Consider the following 22,107-nt stretch of genomic DNA (forward strand, 5'->3'; position numbering starts at 1 on the left):
ACGGCGTGGCCGCCTACCTCTAGGCAGTAATGGTAGAGCCCGGCTGAATTCAGCGACACGCTATGGTCACCACCAGTCCGGAGCCGGGAACGAAACCCTGCTGTGCCGCAGTACGGGCACAGCAAGGGTTACTTATTTTCCACAATTACAAAACACTATGATTATCAATAAACCACTAAGCTGGCAAGGCTACTTGTACTGGTAGTAGCGCACGTAGTCGACCTGCATCTGCTGAGGGAAGACCGTATTGGAAGCCGGGTCGCCGTCGAAGTCACCACCTACGGCCACGTTCAGAATCATGAAGAACGGGTTGTTGAAGGGCCACGGGCTGCCGTTGACGTCGCTGGGAGTAAAGGTGTAGTAGGGTTGCGAAGCCCCATCCAGGTAGAAGCGGAGCATATCCTTGCTGCGCACTACGCTAAAGATGTGAAACTCGTCGGTAATGTCGTAGTCCAAGGGCATGGTTTTGCCTTTGTACTCGCGGTTGCCGGCGCTGTTGGCGTAGTGCATAGTCGACAGGAACTCCCGGGGCTGGCTGCCGCGCAGTTCCATGATATCAATTTCGCCGCACTTGGGCCAGTTGTTCTGGTCAATGTCGTTGCCCAGCATCCAGATGGCCGGCCAGATTCCTTTGCCCTTGGGCAGCTTGGCCCGCACGTCGATGCGGCCGTACTGGAAAGTTTGCTTGCCCTTGGTGATAAGGCGGGCCGAAGTGTAGGCGTTGTTGCCCGACTGCTGCTTACGCGCCTCAATGACGAGGTTGCCACCCATGAAATAGGTGTTGTCCGACGAGTTGGTATAGTTCTGTAGCTCCCGGTTGCCCCAGCCTCCACCGCCGAGCTCTTGTACCCACTTCGATTGGTTTAGGGAACCACCGTCGAATTCGTCGCTCCACACCAGCGTGGTGTACTGGCCGTAATCCTTGGGCTCCTCGTTCACGACCGGCGTAGGAGGCGGCGGTGGCACGGGAGTAGGTACGTTCTTGGTTTTCGTTTCGGTGCAGCTTAACAGGCTCAGGGTCAGCAGGGCGCTGAAACCAAACCGGGTGCTACGCTGGATAAACAGGGTGGGGAATTTCATGAACTAGAGGAGAAAACTACCGCCGGGCAACGATGCCCGCTGGTTATTTGGCAATCATCTTAAATGTAAACACTATCCCGCCATTGCGGCCACTACCGGCCCGCAGCACCATTCGGGTGCCGTCAATCGACAGAATGCGGTATACCTGCTCGGTAGTTGAAGCATCCGTTGTGCCCACGAAGGCTCCCGGCCGGGCAAGCGTAACCTGGGCTAACCCGCCCCCAAATGCATACCCAAAGCTATAAGCTGATGTACCGGATTGGGGTGGGGAGCAGTTGAAGACGCCAGCCAAGAAGGTCGCGGCTTTGGCATCGTACACCATCTGGTTTTTGTTGGTGAAGGTGTACTCATCATCTACCTGACAAGCGGGCAGCTCCCCGGCCCTCACCCCGGGAAAGTACTCCGCGGGGTTGGTCTCGGTGCCCACCACTATGGGCGCATCCACGCTGTTGTCCAGCATCCAGGTTTTCGACGAGCCGCCAGTTAACAAGGCTTTTATCCCCGCAGCCGGCAAAAAGGCCTTCGTGGTGGCGCCGGAAACATTGCGCCCCGCCACATTGCCCGGGTCAGTGGCCGTGACGAAGTCGGTTGCTGGGGTTCCAGCGGGAGCCGGAGCCACCAACTCAGTCTTGGCGCAGGAAACCAAGCCCAGGGCCAGCAGCAAGCCGACCCTGAGCAAGTGGTTTTGCAGACGATAGGGCTGCGCATTATTCATGGACCAGCAAAATAAGCTAAGAAGTAGAAAGCTGCTACTCTATTATTTAGCAACCATTTTGATGGTAAACACCGTGCCGTTGTTGGCACCGCTGCCGGCGCGTAGCAACATCTTTTTGTCGGAGATTTCCAGAATGCGGTATACCTGCTCCGTAGGTGAGGCGTCGGTAGCACCGATAAACGCTCCGGGCCGCGACAATTTAAACTGGGCCAGACCTGCACCGGCTGCTGGGCTAAACACGAAGGGCGAGGTGCCCGACAGCGGGGCGCTGCAGCTGTAGCCAGCGGCGGCCGAGAAAGTTTCAGCCTTGGCGTCGTAGGTGTAGACATTGGCCGCCGAGAAGGTAAACTCGTCGTCGGACTGGCAAGTGGGCAGTTCCCCGGGCTTCACCCCGGCAAAGTACTCCAGTGGGTTGGCCTCGGTGCCTACCGTAATAGGTGCATCGGCTTCATTGTCAATCTTCCAAGTTTTCGACGAGGTGCCGGTTAATAGCAGCTTGATGGGCGCCGTGGCGTCGTAGGGCATCATCGTGATGACGGTGCGGGTACCATCGGGGTTGGTGCCACGCAGCCGCAGCTTAGTATCGGTAACTTCCAGGATGTCGTAGGTTTTGTTTACGACCGAGTCAGCTGGGCCGATAAAGGACTTGTTGCCCTTGAGCACAATCTGCGGGTTACCGTTGTTTGGACGGAACACGAAGCCACCCGAGTTGCTCAGCGACTTGCCGCAGGTACCATTTTGGAAGGTCTGGTTGCCGGCTTCGTAGTTGAGCGTAAAGCTGTTGCTAAACGAGAACTGGTCGTCGAGCTGGCAGGAATTCAGCGTGGTAGAGGCCGAAATCTGGTTGCCGCTGGCGTCCTGCTTCACAATGGCTCCGGGCTGGTTGGACAACGACCAGATGCGGATGCCCCCGCTGGCGCAGCCGACCAGGTTGCTGAAGGTCGCGTTGGTGCAGGCGTCCGGAATGGTGATGGTCTGCTTGGCCGAAATACCGGTACCGCCCCGGCCTGCCGTTATCATCTCTACCGAGTAGCTCCCGGGGCGGATGTAGGTATGCTGCACCTTCTCGCCCGAGGCAACACTGTTGTCGCCAAAGTTCCACTGGTAGAGGAAGCCATCCTGGGCCGTGCTGGTGAAGCTGACCACGGTCGGAAACTCAGTGGTATTGGTCTGGAACGTAAAGTTAGACTGGGGCACGGCGCCTTCCAGCTCGTAGTCTTTGGCGTCTTTCTCGCAGGAAGCCAGCAGCAAGGGAGCAGCCAGCAAGCCTAGGGTCGCCAAACGGAATATATTTTTCATGGGAATTCAGAGGAATTTTTCGGTGGAGGCAATCTGCCCGGCGGCCCGCAACAGTTGCCAGCGGGCCGCCGGACAACTGATTAATAGCCGTCGTTCTGACTCAGGCCCGGGTTCACGTCGCGCTCCGACTGCGGAATCGGCAGCACTACGTTGTAGGGCTTCACGCCTTTCGCCCGCAGCTGGGGCGAGGTGAGCAGCTCCCCGGTGCGCTTCATATCAAACCACCGGTCCATTTCGAAGGCCAGCTCGTACTTGCGCTCCCTCCACACGGCCCGCTTGAAGTCGTCGGCACCGATACCAGCCGCAATATCACGGTTGGTAGCTCCGCCAAAGGCACGCCGCCGCACTTTGTTGATGGCATCCAAACCCTCTTGGTTGGGCCCTACGGCCTCCGCCAGGATCAGGTACATCTCAGCCAGGCGCAACACCGGAATGTTGAGCTCCGAGTCCCAGATGTTGGTGTTGACTTTGCCTACAAACCACTTTTTCACGCCGTAGCCGTTAGGCGAGCCAGGCAGCGACGAAGGCTGCACGCGGCCATCGGGGTATTTGTCGCCGGGCATCCAGATGGTTACGTCGCGGCGGGTGTCGCCTGCTTCGTAGCCGGCCACGAAGTCGGGCTCGGGAATGTTGAAGCCGTAACCGCCCTGGGGCACGATACCCTGGCCGCGGGGGCCCATAAACTCGTTGCCACTCCAGCCCAGGCCATCCTGGGTCCACTGGTTGCGGCCCGCAATGTACTGCACCTCAAACAGCGACTCCTTGCCGTTCTCGTTGGCAACTTTGAAGTTGTCGCCATAATTGTCCCACAACGATTTGCCGCTGGAGTTGATGACGCTCCGGGCCTGGGTAGCGGCTTCCCCCAGCTTGCCTTCGGTCAGGTACACCTTGGCCAGTAGCCCTGTTGCCGACCACTTGGTGGCCCGTCCGATATCGTCGCCGGTGTAAGAGCCGGGCAGCTTGGTAATGGCGTCTCTCAGGTCGGCCTCAATCTGGGCATACACCTGAGCCGCGGGCGTGCGGGGAATGTTTACCTCGGCCGTCGTTTTCGGCGGCTTGGTCAGCAACGGCACGTCGCCGAAGGCCCGCACCAGATCGAAGTAGTACTTGGCCCGCAGAAACTCGGCTTCCCCGATGCTGCGCGACTGAATGGCGGGGTCAATGCTCATGCCGGGCACTTTCTCCAGCACGATGTTGGCCCGGCCAATGCCCACGTAGCAGCTGCCCCACAGGCGAGTGGTCAGGACGTTGGTCGAAGGAATGTTGAAGTTGTCGAGCTGCTGCTGCTCCAGGCCGTCGCCGCCGCCGCCACCACCGGTGGTCGACAGGTCCGAGCCGATATCCCCGATTCCCCACAGGGCGGAGTTGTACTGCCCGGCCTTGCCCAGCTCGCTGTAAATAGCGTTGGTAGCCTGAATAGCGTCGGTCGTGGTTTTATAAAAGTTAGCGTCGGTTACTTGGTCGGTCGGGGTTTCTTCCAGAAACTTCTCCCCGCAGCTGGTAAGCAGGCCCAGGCTTAGGAGCAGGGCGCCGCCGGAGTATTTAGTGAAGGTTGACATGATCGGAGGGTGGTTAGGAGATTAGAAGCCGAAGTTGACGCCAGCCAGGAACACGCGCGACTGAGGGTATACACCCAGGTCCACGCCACGGGAACCTACTTCGGGGTCAAAGCCGCTGTACTTGGTCAGCGTCAGCAGGTTCTGCCCGCTCACGTACACGCGCACCTGCTTAGCCGAAATACGGCTCATGATGGTCTGTGGCAGGGTGTAGCCCAGCGTCAGGGTTTTGATGCGCATGTAAGAGCCGTCTTCCACGTAGTAGCTGCTGGCGCGCAGGTTGCCGTTCGGGTCGCCGGCTACAGCGCGGGGTACGTCGTTGCTGGTGCCAGCGCCGGTCCAGCGGCCCAGTACCCGGGCGCTACCGTTGCTGTTGCCATAGAGGGCGCTTTCCAGGATGTAGCGGTTCTGGTTGTAGATGTCGTTGCCCTGGGAGCCTTGCAGGAACATGTTCAGGTCAAAGCCTTTCCAGGACAGCGTGTTGTTCAGGCCGTACGTGAAATCAGGGTTAGGATTGCCGATAAAGGTCCGGTCGCTGGCATTGATGACGCCGTCACCGTTCAGGTCCTTAAAGCGGATGTCGCCGGCCGCAGTGCTCTTGGCCGGATTGTCGCCGGCCGTCTGCACAGCGTGGTTTTTCACGTCTTCCGGAGTCTGAAACAGGCCATCAGCCACCAGGCCGTAGAACGAGCCGAACGCCTGGTTCTGGTCGTAGCGCACAATCACGCCGCTGAGCACGCTCAGCCCGTCATAAGGTTTGCCCTCACCCAACGATTCGAGTTCCGTTTTGTAAGCCGAAACGTTCAGAGTCGTGGTCCAGTTCAGATCCGAGCCGTTGCCGCGCAGGTTGTGCGAGGTGAAGGAGAAGTCAACGCCGCGGTTGTAGGCCGAGGCCGCGTTGCGGTTAACGGCCTCAAACGTGCCCGATACCAACGACACCGGAACAGGCGCAATCAGGTTGGGCGAGCTGCGGTTGTAGAGGTCAATGGTGGCCTCGAAGCGGTTGTCGAGGAAGCCGAAGTCCAAACCAATGTTAGCTTGGTTGTTGGTTTCCCAGCGCAGGTCGTAGTTAGGCAGGCGGGTTGGAGCCGCGCCGGTCTGAATCGTACCATTCGGGCCGAAGGGGTACTGAATGCCCGAGTTGATGGCAAACAGGTAGGCAAAGCGGCCGGCGTTGTTGGGGTTACCTACTTTACCGTAGCCCGCGCGCAGCTTCAGGTTGCTGATGGCGCGGTTGCCTTTCATAAACTCTTCCTCCGAAATGCGCCAGCCGGCCGACACGCCGGGGAAGAAGCCGAACTTCTTGCCGGGCTCGAAGTTACTTACCCCGTCGTAGCGCATGATGGCCTGGAACAGGTACTTACCGGCAAACTCGTAGTTGAGACGACCGAAGTAGCTGGCCAGCTTCTGGCGGGGCTGAACGTTACCGGTGTTGGAAATCTGCGTGTTGACTGGGCCCGAGTTAATCGTTTGCAGGTCGTTGCGCAGGTAGCCGGTGCGGTAAGCTCCCACATCCTGCTGGTCGATGATCTGACCCGACTGACCCAGCAGTACCGTCACTTGGTGCTGGCTGGCAAACAGGTGGTCGTAGGTCAGCGTGTTTTCTGCCAGGAAGCTCGTGTTGTAGTTCGAGGTAGCCGAGCCGCCGGCCGTGGCCTGGGAGTAGCGCGTCGAGTAAGTTTCGTCCCCTACTTTCAGCTCAGGTATCCCGGGCCGGAAGCTGTTGAAGTTATCAAAAATCAGGTCGGCACCCACGTTGGTACGGAAGCGCAAACCTTTTAGCGGCTCTAATTCGGCGAAAAACGTCGTCAGGGCGCGGTTACGAACAAACTTCTGGTTGGTGATGGTAGCCGAAGCCAGGGGGTTTTCCTCTACGAAGTTATCCTGGGCTCCGCGGGGCTCATAGTAGTTGCCGTCGGGGCGGTAGATGGGGATAATCGAAGGAATCCGGATGGCCTGCTGAATCGTGCCATATTCCCCGTTGCGCGAGCCTTCGGTGCCCCCGCCAGAGGGAATCTGCCGGTCTTTGAGGTGGGTCAGGGAGATGTTGCTGCCGATCTTCAGGATCTTGTTTAGCTGCAGGTCGCCGTTGGCGCGCAGCGTAAACCGCTCGAAGGTGGAGCCAACCACCGTACCATCCTGCTGAAAATAGCTACCCGATACGGCAAAGCGGGCTTTGTCGCTGCCGCCGGTAGCCGACAGGGCGTAGTTCTGAATGGCGGCGCGGCGGAACACCTCGTCCTGCCAGTCGGTGCCTTCACCCAGCGCATCGGGGTTGCGCAGCCGATCTACGACGATTCGCTCGCCGCCGGCAATGCGGTTTTCGTTGTTGATAATGGCGTACTCCTTAGCGCTGAGCAGGTCCAGCTTGCGCCACACTTGCTGCACCCCGCGGTAGGCGTCCAGGTTGATGGTCGATACGCCGGCCTTGCCGCGCTTGGTGGTAATGATAACTACCCCGTTGGCAGCCCGTACCCCGTAAATAGCGGTAGCCGAGGCATCCTTGAGGATATCGATGGTTTCAATATCGTTGGGGCTGATGGCGTTCAGCTGGTTTTCGCCACCCTCCGGCAGTGGGAACCCGTCGACGACGTACAGCGGGTTGTTATTGCCGGCCGAGGTAATACCCCGTACCCGGATGGAAGTACCGGCAGCGCCACCGGGGGCCCCGCCGTTGGAAGTTACGGTTACCCCAGCCGCTCGGCCCTGCAGGGCCTGGGTAGCGTCGGCCACCGGCTGAGTGGCAATTTCGCGGGCCGACACCGACGACACGGCACCGGTTACGCTGGTCCGCTCCTGGGTACCGTAGCCCACTACGACTACTTCACTCAGGGCCTTCAAGTCGTCGCTGAGCGTGACGGCCAGGTTGCCGCTGTTGCTGCTCGTCACGGCCACTTCCTGACGCAGATAGCCAACGTAGCTGAATATCAGCGTGCTGTTTTCCGGCACGCTCAGCACGAAGGTGCCATCCGAGTTGGTTGACGTACCAATGGTGGTGCCTTTCACCAGCACCGTCACGCCAGGCAGCGGCTCACCGGTACTCTGGGTTACCCGGCCCGACACCTGAATATCGGCCAGCGTGGGACGCCCGGCAATGGGCAACGGCAGGGCAGGTGAGCCGGCCAGGGCCGGGGCAGCCAGCGTAGGCAGCCCTAACGAGGCCAGAAGCAAAGCCCGCCGCAGTAAATGCGGGTAATTATTTGCATTCATGAGGGTAGGAATTGGAAGTGGAGAGCAAAAAACAAACAAAGTACCCGGGCCGAGCACACGCCGGCCCGGGCCGACAATTTTAGGGTTGAGAGCCAGAGCCCTTCTGCCCCACTGGGGCCGAGGTGGCCGTAGCCGGACTCGCGTAGCGGAAGCGGCGGGTTTGGTTGCCCACGCGCAGGGTAAAGTAGCCGTCTTCCAGCTGGGCCTGGCCCTGGGCATTGGGGTAGCTCAAGTGGGGCAGCGGCCGTATTTCGAAAACCATTTCGCGGCTTTCCCCGGGCTGAAACTCCTGCTTTTCGAAATGCTTGAGCAGGCGCACCGGCCGGGTGATGCGGCCGACTTCATCGGTCAGGAACCAGAGGACGGCTTCCTTGCCAGCCCGCTTGCCGGTATTGGTTACCTGCACCGTAGCCCGTACCGCTCCGCTGCCGCTGAGCACCGTGTCGCTGAGTTGCAGGTTGCTGTAGCGGAACGAGGTGTAACTCAGGCCTTCGCCATACTCTGTGAGCATGGCCGGCTTGAATTTGGGGCCGCGGTTTTCGAAGCCGGCTCCGAAGTCGCTCAGGTCGAGCGAGTTTTCATTGTTGTCGTGGTGGTAAGGCGAAATGTGGCCGGCAAACTGCGGGTACGTAAAGGAGAGCTTGCCGCTTGGGTTCACCTTGCCGCTGATGATTTCGGCAACGGCTTGCCCGCCGCCAAAGCCCGGCAGCCCGCCCCACAGGATAGCCGACGACTTCTCAGCGACAGAGCGGATGATGCTGGGCCGGCCACCAATAATGACCAGCACCGTGGGCTTACCGGCCCCCTGCGCCGCCCGCACCAGTTGCTGCTGCTCATCAGGCAGCGTCAGGTCACTGGTGTTGCCCAGCCCTTCAGTGTAGGGCCGCTCCCCAATGGCCAGGATTACAGCATCGGCCTTGCGGGCGGCGGCGCCAATACTGGTTAGGCTCAGCTTGCCAGCGGCGTCGCGGTACGGAATAGTTTCGACTTGGGCACCCGGGAATTCCTTTTTCAGGGCGGCGTAAATAGTCAGGACTTCTTTAGGGTACTCTGCCTCAGGCCGGCCCTGCCAGGCCAGCGTCCAGCCGCCGGCCAGGTTGGCGCGCGAATCGGCCGACGGGCCCACCACCAGCAGGCGCTTCACCGTAGCCGGCGCCAGGGGCAGCGTCTGCTTCTCATTCTTGAGCAGCACCATCGATTCGCGGGCGGCAGCCAGGGCCTGTTGCTTTAGGGCCGGGTCGCCGATACGGTTGAGGCGGTCGGTACGAGGCATGGGATGTTCGAAAAGGCCCAGCTCATCCTTCAGCTGCAGCACACGGCCAGCTGAAAGGTTTATGCGCTCCTCCGACAGCCGGCCTTCCTGCACCAACTCCTTCACGTAGCGGCAGAAATTAGTGGTGTAGGGCGTCATGGCCATGTCCACGCCGGCATCAATGGCCATAAAGGTGGCTTCCTTCTCCGTAGCGGCCGTTTTCTGCACCCGCACCAGTCGGATAATGTCTTCCCAGTCGGTTACGGCCACACCTTTGAAGCCCATTTGGGTGCGCAGTAAATCGGTCAGAATGGCCTTGGAAGCATGTACCGGTTCCCCATTAATCAGGCCGCTGTTAATCATGACGGTTTTCAGGCCGGCATCCATGGCTGCCTGAAACGAGGGGCGGAAAAACTCCTGAATCCGCTGCTCCGAAATCATGGCATTGGTTCGGTCCCAGCCATTCCGCGGGTCGGAGTAGCCCAGAAAGTGCTTGCCACAGGCAGCCACCTTGTAAGGCGCTATTTCCTTATTTTCCTGCAATTCCTTGACAAAGGCCGTACCCATGACCGAAGCCACCAGTGGGTCTTCACCGTAGGTTTCGTATACCCGCGGCCAGTAAGTATTTACGCCTAAGTCGAGTACCGGGGCAAACACCCAGTGGTGGCCCAGGTCGGCCGATTCCAGAATCGTGGCGCGGGCCGTCTGCCGAGCAAACTCCGGATTAAAAGACGCGCCCAGGTTCAGGTTATGAGGGAAAATTGCCGTGCCCGCTACGTAGCTGGCCCCGTGCATGTGGTCGATACCGTAGATAATAGGAATGTGGAGGCGCGACTCGCGCATGGCAATGCGCTGCAGGGCCGCCGAGTATTTTACCCACTGCGCAGCGGGTACGGCTTCCCCATTCAGAAAAGACCCTACGTGGTACTGCCGGATCAGAGGCACTAGCTTGGCCGAATCCAGGGTTATGTCGCGCTGAACTCCAGTGTTATTGATGACCGTGTTAGTGAGCTGGGTCATCTGTCCGATTTTTTCCTCCAGCGTCATCTGGGCCAGCAGCGCCGCTACCCGCTCACTCACCACAGCGCGGGGCTGGGCACTACCAGCCGCAGGTGACGGAGGAATACTATTTGCCGATGCAGCCGGAATCGTTTGCAGGTTGGGACGTTGGCAGCTACTCCAGGCACATAGTGCAGCACCCAGCAGAAGTACGCGGGCGACGTGAGCCAACCGCACCTCCTCATAAGAAACAGAGCTCTTAACAGCCCCAACGGGAGCCACCAAGTTGGAATGAGTAGTAGTCATTTTGCTGGGGGGAATACCCAAAGATATCTGGACTTGTTCGGCAAATGCAAGAGCAAAAACGCCTCATACGCTCATTAAACGCCGTTTTTTCGCCTACTTCACATCGTGTTTATACACTTACCACACACACCTAAGCCCCCTATTCGGGCTAATTAGGAGCCTAGCCCACTTTTGTCATCGAATTGCACTTACGGCTAAAAAACAATGAAAAAAGAGGCGCTAGGGCCTCTTTTTTCAAAAATATTTCTGTGTGCTACACCGATTTGTGCTGCAAACGTTTGCAGATACTCAGGAGCGCTCGGTTTCAGCTACGGCTTGGTCCTCTTCCACAGTTGTAGTAGCGTCTAGCAAAATGTGGGTCCAACCCTCATTTTCATCGTAGTCAGGAGCTTGCCGACGCCGACGCATAGCTTCTAAAACCTTCTGACTAAAGCTCCAGCAGGTACCTTGGCGGAGTTCTAAAACCCGGGAGAGTTCCTGGGAAGAATAATTGCCTTTGTGCGTGTAAATCAGGAAGACTGCATAGAAGGCCTTAATGATGGAGAACTTACACTTCTGCAGCATCGTGTAGGCTGTGGCCGACTCCACATAGCGGCATTTGGTGCAGCGACGGGCGTGGGCTTCGCGGGCGTCGCAGTACTTTTCGTGTCCGCACTTACGGCAGCGGTAACCTTGGGCCCATTTCAAATCGGCTAAGTAGCTCAGGCAGGCATCTTTGTCGGGATAAATCTGGCTGAACTCACCAAAATCAACCTCCTTGGAGAGTACCCGGGCCGTTTGCGCCTCTTGCAAGTCACGCTGCAAGTCGGCGTTAAGCTTCTCAATAGCAGCCGATTGTAAGGCTAGCAAGCCATTAGCCTGGAGCAGTTCCCGGTTTTGAGCTACAATGGTCTCACTTTGCCGGCGCAGCTCCTCGGTGCGGCGCGCTACTTGCTCTTCCAGCTCGGAGTTGAGTTGATCCTTCAGAGCTTGGTTCTGATTGAGCTGCTCCACTAGCCTGTCTTGGGCTAAATGCTTCTTACGCAGCTGTTTCACCAATTTTTCCTGGGCCCGAATCGTGGCGTCCTTAATGCTCTTGATTTTCTCACCTAGTGCGTACGACAGCACTGCCACCTCGAATACGAAGGCCACGTTCATGCTATACACGGTGAAGGCGTTGTTAAAAAAATCGACGCCCAGCTTGCGGGTAATGAGGAACAGCAAGCTAACCACTACCCCAGCCTGGGCCAGCAAGAAGATACGAGCCGGCCGAAATCCCTGCCTATACACTTGGATAGCAGCATAATACAGCATACCATAGGGCAACAGGTAGAGCCAAAAACTAAAGCCCGACTGAATAAAGAGGGTGTCTAGCAACAACAAGCCCGCGCTGAATAGCACCACCAACCGCAACACTGGGTCGAAACGCGGCAGGCGCTGGGGTGCATCCAGAAAGGGCCGGGCATAGTAACCAAAGGTGAGCAGCAGCAGAATTGGGGCCCCGGCATTCACGATTTGGTTAAGCCAGGGCAGCGTCGGCCAGATATACTCGAAGCCCAACCCGTCTTCCGAAAGAAACAATAGGCTGCAACTCAATACATAAGCTACGTAGCGCAGGTAGGTTTGCTCACCGATGAACAGGAAGATGAACAAGTTATACACTACCATAATCAGCAGCACGCCATAAAAGCCGCCGAGCATACCGTACTCGCTCTGAAAGTGCGAGGAAAGCATGGCCTCATTACGCAACCGGCCCAGGAAGCTGGTTTTGGAGCTGGATTTCAGCCGCAAATAGTACGTATGCGTCTGACCCGGCTGTAACTGGAGGCTGAACAGGAAGTTTTTATAAGCGTAAGGCCGGGTAGAGAAAGGAAAGTCGGCGCCGGTACGTACGGGCGTAGTGCGGCCATCTGCCGGGTTGGGCCCGTAAAAAGTCAGGTCGTTGATGTGGGAGTCGAACATCTCCAGGTACCAGTGATGCTCGTCGAAATCGTCGGTATGGACGCTGATACGCAGCCAGTAAGCCGATTCGGTATTTTCGATGTTGCCGGCCTGCTTACCGCCCGAGGTTACGTCACCCGACTGAAACCGACTGTTCCACTTCGGGCTCAGCACGTCTTGCAGGGTCAATTGGCCCGAGGGGTCTTCGAGCACGCTATAATATACCGGCTTGACGTACAACTCATTAATACCGGCGTGAATCCGCAGGGTATCTTCATGTGGAGCCGCCCGGGCTGGACTGAAGCAGAAAAGAAGTAGGCACAGGCAGCCTAAGATGAGCCAGTTGGGAAGACCGGCAGCCTGAAGTCGGGGGAATTTTCGGATGTAGGGCCTCATGTAGCTCCCAATTTAAGGAAACCAACGCAGGGCTACCAGCAGTACCAGCAATGCGGGGTGTATTCGGGTGTCTGTTTGGCACGCCGAGGCCCCGAAAAGTGACGCTCCTGGCCGGGCGCGGACTATTGCCCGCCCTGGGTTGTTGGGGTGGTGGTAGATGGGTTGAACTGCAGCCAGCTTACGCTGGCGCCCGGCTGCTCCACGTAGAGCTGCAGGGTATGCTTGCCGGCTGGTAAGGCAGTAGTGGGCACGGCAATAGTTGTCCAGGGAGCGGAAGCCGGCGTTTGAGCTACCGTCAGAGAGCCAACTACAGCATCGTCGAGCTTAACACTAAGCTTGGCCGGTGCGTTCGTATCGTTTTTCACCCGGGCCTGCAACGTGTAGGTTCCAGCCTTGGCTACCGTAACGGTGTAGTTAATCCACTCACCGGTAGCCATGTCACTGATAGCAAACCCATTAGAAGGCTTATCCGAGTTGACCTGAATGTCGATACCGTCGTTGCGGTACACGCTGCCGTTGTTGGTGGGCGCTTCTTTACGGTAATCAACTCGCTCGGCGTAGGCATCCTGGTAGGCAATGCCGTTGCGGCCCATGTCGTAGTCGGTGGCGTGGATGGTGCCGGGAATACGCAGGGCGGCGTACGGCACGCGGGTCTGGCTCGGGCCGGTAAGGGCAGCAATAACGTCGCGGTTGGGGATGCACTCTTTGAACTGAATGTTGCGCAGCAGTGCCGTGCGGCCTTCCGGCGTCAGGATGCTGCCGTAGTTGCGGACCCGCAGCAGACTGGTAACGCCCTCTACCCGCTTCAGATTCCAGTGACACCAGCCAATATTCTGGTTGTTAAGACCTTGCACAGCACCGGCAAACCACTCGTTGGAGTTTTCACCGGTTTCACCCACCCATACTGGTACCTGCCATTTGTCGCGGAAAGCCGCCAGGTTGGCCAGCAGGTTGATTTGGTTGGGATTGGGGTCGGCAGCGGCCGGGTCATTGGGGCACCAGTAGCGGTGGGCGTTGTAGACGAGGTTGCGGCGGTCCTGAATTTGGAGCTTATCGGGCGTGAGGTTGGTGTACTCGTTTCCGTAGCCGTTGCCTTCGAGCAACACCAAGTGCTGGTCGCCCTGACGGCGCACGGCGTTGATGAGGCGGCTGTAGAGCGAATTGATTTCGGCGTTATCATCCGACAACCCATTCTCAGCGTTGACCTTATGCGGCTCGTTGATGAAGTCGTACATGGCCACACGCGGGTCCTGCTGGTAGCGGGCGGCCAGCTTTTCCCAGAGTCGCACGGTAATGTCCTGGTAGATGAGGCGGCCCTTGCTGTCCTTGCGCTTCCACAGGTCTAGGGGTACGAAGTTGTCGTTGATGTTGCGGTCGAAGCCCTGGCCGCCGGGGGCGGCGTGCAAATCGAGGATGACATACATATTGCGGGCCGCGCACCAATTCAAGACCTCGTCGATGATGCGGAAACCGTCCAGATTCTGAGCATCGGTGAAGAGCTGGTTCTGGTCGTACCACTGCGTCAGGCGCTGCACGTAGGCCTCTACAGCCTTCGGGTTGCGGGGGGTGCGGCTCACCTTATTGCGCTCCAGGCGCTGCTCCCGGGTGAGGAACAGGTCATAGTGAAATGGCAGGCGCACGCAGTTGAAACCCTGAGCCGCCACGAAGTCGATGTCGGCCTTGGTGACAAACTTGGCCCGGTAGTCGGCGTAGAAATCCTCCAGCTCCTTGTCCGACATGGTGCGCAGTAAGCCGCCGCGGATGCGGGCCTGGGAGTCGAGAGTGTCGGTTTTAAGAATGTAGCTTTCCTGCAACAGCCAGCCGCCCACGTTGAAGCCCCGCAGCACGATTTCCTTGCCGCCGGCATCTACCGTCTTACCGCCCTGGGCGCGCAGCATCGTGAGTTTTTGGGCCTGGGCTGGGCTATGAAGCCCGAGTGAGGCCAGCACAGCCAGCGGGAGCAGAGAACCGCACAGCCGCTGAGTAAGCTGCTGCCAATCAAAAGTTTTCATAACGAGAAAGGGTTAACCAAATGCCGGAAATAGAAACGGGACGGGAATATCCCGCCCCGTTTCGGTGAAGCCCACCCAGGGTCTTCACCTCTCCCATTTACTATTGTGAAGCAGTGCCAGCGGTGGTCATCGGGCCAGGCACGCGCTTAATTCTTCATAATTTTCTGCACCTCCACCCCGCTGCCGCTCTGCACGGTCAGGAAGTAGACCCCGCCGGGCAACTGAGCCAAGTTCAGCTGGGCAATGGAGGTTCCGGCCGGCGTGGCCAGGGTGCGGACGATGGCGCCCCGAGCATCCGTCACGGTCAGCTGGTGGGCCGAATTGCCGCGCAGCTCTATGGTCAGTTGGTTGGTTACCGGGTTGGGGTAAGCCGCGCTAATAACACTGCCTTTGGCTGTGGTAGCCGCCAGCGTAGCCTGGGGCGTGGTGCAGGTACTGCCCACCGTGTAGCTGTGGGGCGTGGCGCTGGAGTTACGCTCGGTACCAGTAGTGCCCACCCGGTAGGTGAAGTAGAACGATAAGGCTGCACCGGCTGCCTGAGGCTGGGAGAATACGAAGTCGGAGCCCGAGGCCGTCATGTTGTAACCAGCGTAGCCACCGGAGCCTACTTTCACATAAAGCAGAGCCATGTTGCTGCCGGCAATAGGCGTCAGGGGCACAAACTTCCAGCTTACCGTACCGTTGGCGGTGCTGACCTCGTAGCGGTAGTCGCCGTTGGTTACCGTGCCGCCGCATACCGTGCTGCTGGTGCTGGCCGGCGTGCCATACACTTCCAGCTCATAGAGCGAGTAGCCGTACGTGGTGCCACGGGCCGTGCCGTAGATGCGCACGTAGCGTCCGGCACCGCTCAGGCCGGTGTGGTCGTTGGTGAGCGTGGTGTTACTGGTTACGGTCTTTACCGTAGTCCAGGAGGCCGCGTCGTTGGAAACCTGCACCAAGTAATCTTTGCCGTAGGCGGCTTCCCAGCTCAGCTTCACCTGGCTCACGTTGTAGCGGGCCCCGAGGTCCACATAAATCCACTGCGGATCAGCAAAGGCGCTGGCCCAGCGGGTCGTTGCATTACCGTCTACAGCCAGGGCCCCACTCATTTCGGGTGCTTCGGTCGAGGAAGTCGTGGTAGGCTTGTTCAAGGCCAGATTAGTACCCGTAGGAGCGCCAGTTACGGTGACGTTCACCGCAGCCGAAGTCGTAACAGCTCCACCGTTGTCGGTAGCCTTGGCGGTAATCGAGTACGTGCCAGCTGCTACACCCGTCCAGCTGAAGCTGTAGGGGCTGGCCGTGTCGGTGCCGAGCAAGGTCGTGCCGTTATAAAACTCTACTTTGGTAATAGTCCCATCGGCATCAGCAGCATTGGCCGTGATGTTCACACTGGCCGGAGCCGTGAAGCTGCTGTTGTTGGCTGGAGCCGTAATGCTAACCGTGGGGGCCGTGTTGCCTGCCCCGTTCACGGTCACACTCACCGCCGAGGAAGTCGTGGTAGCGTTGGCATTGTCGGTGGCCTTGGCCGTAATCGAGTACGTACCGGCTGCCACGCCCGTCCAGGTGTAGCTGTAGGGGCTGGTCGTGTCCGTATTCAGCAGCGTGGTGCCGTTGTAGAACTCTACTTTCGAAATCGCACCGTCGGAGTCAGCAGCATTGGCACTGATGGTGATGCTGGCCGGGGCCGCAAACGTGGCGCCGCTGGTGGGCGAGGTCAGGCTGACGGTGGGTACGGCGTTGGTTGGCGTCGTTCCGGTCTTGACTAAGCTGCGGATGTTGTCGATGTGGTAGGTGGCGCTGGTCGTCGAATTGGGAGCAAACAGGAACACGAGCTTGTCCACGTCAATGTCAGGCGTACCCAGGTCCGGGGCGCTGGCGAAGGTGAAAGTCAGCGTGTGCCAGGCATTGGTTTGCTTCACGGCCGCCTGGTAGATGCTGTGGCGGCCGGTGGGGTAGTTGCCGGTATTCGACTGGGCTACATTCTCCAACTGGCACGAAATAACCGTACCGACGGGGGCCGTAGTGTAAAGGTCGATGGCAAACACTTTGTCGCCCTTTTTGTAGGCGCTGCCGTCTTTAATCGAGTTAGTGCGGAAGGCCAGCACATCGTAAGTCGCCGTGGCGTTGCGGGCGTAGCGGCCCACGCGGGCTGAGGTATTCGGAGCCACGGCCGAGGGGTTGGCCACAGTGGGCGTGTAAGTGCCGTCGGCGCTGAGGAAAGTCAGGTTGTGCGTCGCCTCGTAGTCTTCGAACACCGTCCCGGCCGTGTAAGTCGGGGGCGCGGCGTACTTGGCCACCCGGATGTTGTCCACGTAATACGTGTCGCCGGTGCGGGAATTGTTGGCAAACAGGAAGGCCAGCTGGTCGATGCTCACGTTGGCCGTACCCGCGTCGGGCGACGAGGTGTAGGAGAACGTCAGGGTTTCCCAGCCGTTCTGCTTGGTGGTCCGGGCCTCGTAGCTGCTGTTGCGGCCGGCGGGGTACGAGCCCGCGGCGGCGGCCTTGTTCTGCAGGTTCAAAACCACCGGCGTACCCACCGGAGCCGAGGTATACACATCTACCAGAATCTGGTTGGTCTGGTCCTTAAAGAGGCTGGCATCTTCAATTACGCTACCGGGCGTGCCGGCCGTAAAGAACAGCACGTCATACTGTTCCACCGAATTGCGCACGTACCGGGCTACTTTGGCCGAGGTATTGGGCGCTGTGGCGCTGGGGTTAGCCACGGCCGGTGTGTAGGCACCGTTGGTCAGCGTGGCGTCGAAGGTAATCCGGCTGGTACCGTCGTAGTTCTCCAGGATGTCAGTAGCTACTACGGCCGCATCGGGCTTCTTCTTGACCAGGATATTGTCGAGGTAGAACGTGGCCCCCGAGGTAATGCCCGGCTGGAACAGAAAGACCACGTTGTCGATGTCGTAGACGCTGGTCCCCGCGTCGATAACCTTCTCAAAATCAAATTCCAACGTCTCCCAGGCGTTCTGGCGGCTGGTAGTAGCGAAGTAGGAACTCTGCCGACCCGTGGGGTAGTTGGTGGCCAGCACGGTGCGGCTGTTTTCAAACTGCATCGTGATTTTGCTGCCCACCGGGGCAGTGGAGTACACGTCCATGTACACCTTGCGGCGGCCGGCGGCAAAGTCCGAGGCGTTGCTTACCGTCAGGCCCCGCACATAGAGCACGTCATACTGCTCGGAGCCGTTGCGCACGTACCTCCCGACCTTGGCCGAGGTATTCGGGGCTACAGCAGCGGGGTTGGCGGTGGCCTGGGTCAGCACGCCAGTCATGGTGCCGTAGGTCAGGGCGCGGTTGGCTTCGTAATCTTCGTACACTCGGTCGAGCTGCAAAGGCGCACTGACCGTTACGGCTTTGGTGTAAGTAGTAGCTGCGCAGCCATTTACTGCAACACTAGCCGTTACGGTGCCGCCCGTGTTGCCCCAGTTTACCTGGATGGAATTGGTGCCCTGCCCGCTGGTAATGGTTGCGCCGGAGGGTACCGACCAGTTGTAGGTGGCGCCGGTAATGGCGTCGAGGCGATACGTTTTGCCCTGCTCTCCCTGGTATACCTGTCCGTCGCCGTACACAGCGTAGTTGGAGGGTCCGGTATACACCCGCACGTAGTCGACCTGCGTGGTGCTGGGATAGTCGGCGGGGTTGGGCGCGGTGTTGCCGGTAAACGGCGTGCCGGGACCACCCACGGCCGTGTTCAGGATTAGGTAGTAGTTGTTGGTGTTGAAGGGCCAGGCGTTACCAAAAGTCGTTTCGGGCGAGGCCGTGTGGTAGAGCGTGCCATCTACGAACCACTTGATCTGGTCGGGACCCCACTCAATGGTATACACGTGAAAATCAGCTGATAAGTCGACCGTGCCACTATACTCACGGCCGGTGAAGTGCCAGCCGCCCGCGTCGTAGTGGATGGTGCCCGCCACTGACTTAGGGTTCTTATGCTTGGCCTCCATGATGTCAATCTCACCCGTGTAAGGCCAGTTGCCGGGGTCGGCCAGCATCCAGAACGCGGGCCAGATGCCCTGGGCCGAGGGCAGCTTCATGCGGGCCTCAATCTTGCCGTACTTGAAGGTTTGCAGGGCGCCGCTCGCCGTTTTCGACTGTAGCTTAGCCGAAGTGTAGTTGTAGGTGCGGCCGCCTACTACCGTGTTTTCGTAGCGGGTCGCAATGTTTAGAAAACCGCCTGTAACGGTAGCATTGGCGGCCCGGTAGGCTTGCAGCTCGGCATTGCCGAAGTTGCAGTTGCCTACGTTGCAGCCGTCGCCTTCATATACCTGCCACTTGCTAAGGTCGCCGGGCGTGTTGAATTCATCGGCCCACACGAGCTGGTTGCACTGGGCCCACCCGGCAACGGGAGCCCCAAATAGGCAAAGGGCAGTCAGCGCGACTTGGCGCACCCTTCGGACCCATGAAGCCGGCGCGCCCTGCGGCGCCCGATGTGCGTAGAACTGAGTTCTCATATTGCTTAAGCTGGATTGGTGGGGAATCAGCATTGAGACTGGAGCCCGGTGGACCACAGCAGCAATAGGTGGGATGAGACTAGGGTAGAGAGCGGAGCGGAGGTCGGGAAAGAAGCAGCAGGAGTGCAAAAATGAGAGCAGCCAGTCGGGGCCAATTCAGTAGTCAGCGGTAATACCGACCTGAGCTTGGTTGCCGGAAGAAGGTGCCACAAACGTTTGCGGGAGGCCAAATATTGAGACGTTGTTTGGGAAATGCAAACCTAAAAACCCACTCATCGGCTTAGAAAAACGGTTTTGCAAGTTGCCTCACAACTTGCTTATACACTTATAGCACACGTAAAGCCCCGCCTTGCCTCTCTCTGCCGACTTCCTTCTCGTCTTACCGCCCCAGATAAAAAACAATGAAAATCATACTGGTTTAGCCTACTTTTTATGCAATTATTTTCCTCCCGGCTCCGGGCCTGACTGTAGCGGGTACCTGGGTTCATTCACGCCTCACCCTTCTCCTCTACTTTAGTCTTGCTCCTTCGGCTTGCCCTGGTAAGCAACAAGTTGGTCGAACCCTGTAGTACCTTAGGGCCATGAAAATCCTACTCGTGGAAGATGAGCCGAAAGTTTCTGCCTTCATCCGGCGCGGCCTGGAAGAGGAAGGCTACGACGTGGAAGTGGCCTATGATGGGCGCTTTGGCCGGCAACTGGCCTTGGCTCATGCCTACGAGCTGATTATTCTGGACGTCATCCTGCCCCATTTCAGCGGCCTGGAAGTTTTGCAGGCCATCCGGGCTCAAGACCAGCAGGTCCCTATTCTGATGCTCACGGCTCTGGGCACAACGACCGATAAGCTGCAGGGTTTCGATGGCGGTGCCGATGACTACTTGGTTAAGCCCTTCGACTTTCCGGAGCTGCTGGCCCGGGTGCGGGCCCTGACCCGGCGCCGCGGCCACGAAACCAAAGGCGCTACCCTCACTCTGGCTGACTTGGTGTTGAATACGGCCGCCAAGACCGTTACCCGCGGCGGGCAAAGTATCAAGCTCACGGCCCGGGAGTTTGGCCTGCTGGAGCTCTTCATGCGCCACAAAGGCCGGGTGCTGAGCCGGGGCGAAATTGCGGAGAACTCCTGGGAAGACTCCTTCGACTCGGGCTCCAATGTCATTGATGTATACGTAAACTACCTGCGCAACAAGATTGACAAAGGCTTCAGCCAAAAACTGATTCACACTGTGGTCGGCATGGGCTACGTAATGCGGGAAGAGAGTTAATGTGCTAGGGTGGGAAATGTGCTGAGCCAGAACCCGGGTCCTTGCGAGCTACATCCGTGGGACTCCGCCCTCTAAAGTGAAAAGACCTTTGTCGCACGAACAGAAAAGAGCTTTCTGGTAAAAGGGGAGTTGTTACCAGCAGAGGACGGATTACTTCGGCTAGTGCCTCGCAAGGATATAGGGAGCAAATTTTCCACATTGAGCCACCTTAGCACCTCAGCACATTCAACCCACCTTCGCACATTAACCGTTACCGAATTGACTATCCGTAACCGACTTACCTGGCTCTTTCTGGGGCTTGTTGCCGTAATTTTGCTGGCAGCTATGTCGGTGGTATACATTCTGCAGGCCGACTACACCCAGGATGAGTTTCACCAGCGCCTGCGCGACCGGGCCGAGGTGACGGGTTACGTGTTTTTGGAGCAGGATGAACTGCGGGCTGAGGCCTTTCGGGAATTTCAGCGGCGCTACCTGCGCACCTTGGCAGGTGAGGTTCTTCAGATTTACGATGCCCAGCTCCGTCCGCGCTTTATTGAGCAGGACCGGCGCGTGAACATCTCCGACCAGATTCTGGCTCGTATTCTGACCGAGAAAGAAGTGTACTTCGAGCTGGGCGCGCGGCAGGCTGTCGGCATCTTCTACCGCGACAATCAGGGCGAGTACATCATTGTGGCCGCCGCCGAAAACCTGTCGGGCCGTAAGCGGCTGGAACATCTGGCTACGATGCTGGCCTGCATCTTCGTGGGCAGCCTGGTGGTGATTTACGTGGCCGGGCGGGTCTTTGCGGGCCGGGCCCTCGCTCCCATTGCCGCCGTCAACGACCAGGTAGACCGGATTACGGCCCGCGACCTGCACCTGCGCGTGGATGAGCAGGGACTGAGCCGCAGTGAGCAAGACGAAATCACGCGCCTGGCCCGCACCTTTAATAGGATGCTCGAACGGCTCGAAGAAGGCTTCGAGGGACAGCGCACCTTCGTTAGCAATGCCTCCCACGAGCTACGCACTCCACTCACAGCTACCATCGGCGAAATTCAGGTGCTGCTCAACCGGGACCGGGAACCGGCCGCCTACCGCGAGGCCCTGAGCTCGGTACTCAACGAATTGCAGGAGCTTAAACTCCTTATTAATAACTTATTGGACCTTACCCAGGTCGAGAATGCCGCCGACCACGGGGAAGAAATTCGGCTCGATGAGCTGCTCTGGGAGGCCCGGGAAGCCCTGCTGCCCGAACTGCGCCGCCGCGTTCAGGTTACGATGGACGAGTTGCCGGCTATGCCCGAGCAGCTCGAAATAAAGGGCAACCGCCAGCTGCTGCGCCGGGCCCTGACCAACCTGCTCGACAACGCGCTGAAGTATTCCGGGAGCCAGCCGGTGGCCGTACGCTTCAGCTACCGGCACGACCAAATCTTCCTGCAGGTCGAGGACCAAGGCATTGGTATTGCAGCGAAAGACCTGAACCGCATCTTCCAGCCTTTCTTCCGGGCCGACAATGCCCGGGCGGTGGTGGGCCACGGCGTGGGTCTGCCCCTGGCCCGACGCATCATTGAGCTACACGGCGGGCAGTTGTACGTTCAGTCCCGGCTCGGCAACGGGACCGTGGTGGAAGTGGTGTTCGGCGCCGGCTAAACTGGGTGGACCTAACCGCCCACGCTGTGTTATTGGCCAAT

General features: G+C 58.7%; 11 protein-coding genes. 2 read left to right on the forward strand and 9 right to left on the reverse strand.

Going from position 1 to position 22,107, the window contains the following annotated elements; all coding sequences use genetic code 11:
- Positions 1–189: 189 nt before the first annotated feature.
- The 9 genes from MUN80_RS04020 to MUN80_RS04060 all read right to left on the reverse strand — a co-directional run bounded on the left by MUN80_RS04020 (position 190) and on the right by MUN80_RS04060 (position 19,118).
- Positions 190–1,080 carry a glycoside hydrolase family 16 protein gene (locus MUN80_RS04020; RefSeq protein ID WP_244719946.1) on the reverse strand — a complete coding sequence of 297 codons (891 nt, stop codon included), beginning with the start codon at positions 1,078–1,080 and terminating at the stop codon, positions 190–192.
- Positions 1,081–1,123: 43 nt separating this feature from the next.
- Positions 1,124–1,795 carry a hypothetical protein gene (locus MUN80_RS04025; protein ID WP_244719948.1) on the reverse strand — a complete coding sequence of 224 codons (672 nt, stop codon included), beginning with the start codon at positions 1,793–1,795 and terminating at the stop codon, positions 1,124–1,126.
- Between the two features lie 42 nt (positions 1,796–1,837).
- Positions 1,838–3,094 carry a PKD domain-containing protein gene (locus tag MUN80_RS04030; RefSeq protein ID WP_244719951.1) on the reverse strand — a complete coding sequence of 419 codons (1,257 nt, stop codon included), beginning with the start codon at positions 3,092–3,094 and terminating at the stop codon, positions 1,838–1,840.
- Positions 3,095–3,174: 80 nt separating this feature from the next.
- Positions 3,175–4,653 carry a RagB/SusD family nutrient uptake outer membrane protein gene (locus MUN80_RS04035; RefSeq protein WP_244719954.1) on the reverse strand — a complete coding sequence of 493 codons (1,479 nt, stop codon included), beginning with the start codon at positions 4,651–4,653 and terminating at the stop codon, positions 3,175–3,177.
- A 21-nt stretch (positions 4,654–4,674) separates the two neighbouring features.
- Positions 4,675–7,860, reverse strand: coding sequence for a SusC/RagA family TonB-linked outer membrane protein (locus MUN80_RS04040; RefSeq protein ID WP_244719957.1), 3,186 nt, complete (start codon positions 7,858–7,860; stop codon positions 4,675–4,677).
- 79 nt (positions 7,861–7,939) lie between these two features.
- On the reverse strand, positions 7,940–10,417 hold the full coding sequence (locus MUN80_RS04045; protein ID WP_244719959.1) for a glycoside hydrolase family 3 N-terminal domain-containing protein: 2,478 nt from the start codon (positions 10,415–10,417) through the stop codon (positions 7,940–7,942).
- Positions 10,418–10,705: 288 nt separating this feature from the next.
- A complete protein-coding gene (locus MUN80_RS04050; protein WP_244719961.1) occupies positions 10,706–12,550 on the reverse strand; it encodes a 7TM diverse intracellular signaling domain-containing protein in 1,845 nt (614 codons plus the stop codon).
- Positions 12,551–12,855: 305 nt separating this feature from the next.
- Positions 12,856–14,745 (reverse strand): cellulase family glycosylhydrolase, encoded by a 1,890-nt coding sequence (locus MUN80_RS04055; protein WP_244719963.1) that lies wholly within the window; start codon positions 14,743–14,745, stop codon positions 12,856–12,858.
- A gap of 146 nt (positions 14,746–14,891) precedes the next feature.
- A complete protein-coding gene (locus MUN80_RS04060; protein ID WP_244719966.1) occupies positions 14,892–19,118 on the reverse strand; it encodes an Ig-like domain-containing protein in 4,227 nt (1,408 codons plus the stop codon).
- Positions 19,119–19,762: 644 nt separating this feature from the next.
- Between MUN80_RS04060 and MUN80_RS04065 the strand changes: the two genes are divergently transcribed.
- Together MUN80_RS04065 and MUN80_RS04070 are read left to right on the forward strand one after the other, a co-directional pair.
- Positions 19,763–20,440 carry a response regulator transcription factor gene (locus MUN80_RS04065; RefSeq protein WP_244719969.1) on the forward strand — a complete coding sequence of 226 codons (678 nt, stop codon included), beginning with the start codon at positions 19,763–19,765 and terminating at the stop codon, positions 20,438–20,440.
- A gap of 324 nt (positions 20,441–20,764) precedes the next feature.
- Positions 20,765–22,066, forward strand: coding sequence for a sensor histidine kinase (locus MUN80_RS04070; protein WP_244719972.1), 1,302 nt, complete (start codon positions 20,765–20,767; stop codon positions 22,064–22,066).
- The last annotated feature ends 41 nt before the right edge of the window (positions 22,067–22,107 follow it).

The sequence above is a fragment of the Hymenobacter cellulosivorans genome (assembly GCF_022919135.1).
GTDB classification, from domain to species: Bacteria; Bacteroidota; Bacteroidia; order Cytophagales; family Hymenobacteraceae; genus Hymenobacter; species Hymenobacter cellulosivorans.